We start from the raw sequence: 1,655 nt of genomic DNA on the forward strand, positions 1-1,655 counted from the left end.
CTTGGCGAGACTGAATGCTGGCGCTGTGCGGGTCGATGTTGATGGCGAGCCGGCCGGCGAGGTATCGGATGCGGAGGCGGCGAGCGCCAAGGCTTTGCTGTGCGCCCGCAAGAACAAGGAAGAGACCAAGAAAACGCCGGAGCCAAGGGCGCCTGATGCCCCGCCCCAACCTAAGCCGAAGCAAACGGCCGTGTTCAACGCGAAGAATACCGCTGGAATAGTCGTTGAGACGAAGCGTCGCCGGTCTTTCCGAAAGCCGATGGCTTGAGCGCCACAGATCTTCCCAAGACTCATGGGCTTCCGAGTAATAGCCATGATGAAGAGGTCGATGCCCCAGAGGAACATCTCCGAGTCAAACGATGCCTCTTCAACCGGGATTGCCTCGCTATGGTAGCTGTGTCCTGCAGGATGGCGCACGGGGTGCGGCTGCCTACCTGTGGAAGATACGCGTGGGAGGGAAAGCTCTTTTCCGGAAGGCGTTTGCCCCTCGTCCGCAACAACCAACCCCTTGCGTTTGTCTCCAGGCAGACTCATCCTGCGGCCTGCGCGTCTGCCGCCCAGCGCTGCTTGAAGAGATGCTCTCGACAACCGGCGTCAAACCACCAGCTTTGTGATCATAGCATCGGGCGCACAGTTCGGCCGGAGCGCGGCAACTTCGAGAGCCGCGAGATCCGCTAAGCCCCACATTTTTCCGGTATTCCGGCGATGCATTCCTCGAGGCGCTCGAGGCGGAATTTCGCAATGCGAAGTTCATTCCCGGCTTCAAAACGTCGATGGCGCCCCTGTGGCGTGGTCGCCATGAGGTTGCGCTCCAGTTCCGCGATGCGCACACGCATCTGCCGCGCCTCGTCCTGACGCAAGGCCTTGATCCATCCCCGTCCGCGTCAGTCTTCCTGTCCCGTCCGAAAGTCATGCAAACATGCCATCAAGACCCTAATTTGCGGCAAGCTGAAACACTCGAAATTTAACTTCCGCTAATGCGAGGAGACGAAACAGCGCGGCGAGACAGTCAACGAAGCGGGCAGGATGAGAGGCGGTGATCGAGGTCGGGCCAAAACTGGCCCACTTGGACAACAATGCAGGTATTGAACAATCGAGAAGACGAGAAGCCGGTCAAGGCTGTCGGAACGAGCCCGCACCGGAAACCGACCGGATACATGTGCCGGGAGGGGCGTCACGGGGCGAAACACCGACCGAGAGATACGGGCGAGAAATCCCGTGTCGGACCGATCCGCCCAAAATCGAATGCCCGCCGCGAAAGGAGCTCAGGCTGGGGCCCTTTGCGGTTGGCTGAAAATATTGCCAGGGCGTGGCAGACCGAAATGGTCCCTCAGTGTTGTTCCGTCATAGTCGTGCCGGAAAAGTCCGCGCCGGCGCAAGATCGGCACCACCTCTTCGGCGAACACATCGAACCCGCCCTGTAGATAAGGCGGCATGACATTGAAACCATCCGCGGCACCAATTAGCAATCGCTGGTGCCCTGCCGGCCAGGCTTCAATGACGGGGAAGTGGGAGGATTGCGCGTTTGCGGGGCGAGCTTGTCGGCCGCTCAATCGAAAGCGTCATTTGAGGCGCTTCCTCGCCCGCCTGCAACTGGGAGACACGCTCGTCCAGTTCCTTGTCCACTTCCGTCAGGCGGTGGTTCAGGCGAAGGT

General features: G+C 60.1%; 2 protein-coding genes and 1 pseudogene. 1 reads left to right on the forward strand and 2 read right to left on the reverse strand.

Going from position 1 to position 1,655, the window contains the following annotated elements:
• The first annotated feature begins 25 nt into the window (after positions 1 to 25).
• Complete coding sequence (locus tag EOC06_RS36880) at positions 26 to 268, forward strand: ProQ/FINO family protein (RefSeq protein WP_245470411.1); 243 nt, start codon at positions 26 to 28, stop codon at positions 266 to 268.
• A 406-nt stretch (positions 269 to 674) separates the two neighbouring features.
• Here the strand turns inward: EOC06_RS36880 and EOC06_RS36885 are convergent, their stop codons facing one another.
• Together EOC06_RS36885 and EOC06_RS44545 are read right to left on the reverse strand one after the other, a co-directional pair.
• Positions 675 to 860, reverse strand: a complete 186-nt coding sequence (locus EOC06_RS36885; protein WP_245330049.1) for a hypothetical protein — start codon at positions 858 to 860, stop codon at positions 675 to 677.
• Between the two features lie 405 nt (positions 861 to 1,265).
• Positions 1,266 to 1,460: pseudogene (locus tag EOC06_RS44545) on the reverse strand (LLM class flavin-dependent oxidoreductase); the annotation flags it as partial.
• Positions 1,461 to 1,655: the final 195 nt, after the last annotated feature.

Source organism: Mesorhizobium sp. M7A.F.Ca.MR.362.00.0.0 (assembly GCF_004023175.1).
In the GTDB taxonomy this organism is placed as follows: Bacteria; Pseudomonadota; Alphaproteobacteria; order Rhizobiales; family Rhizobiaceae; genus Mesorhizobium.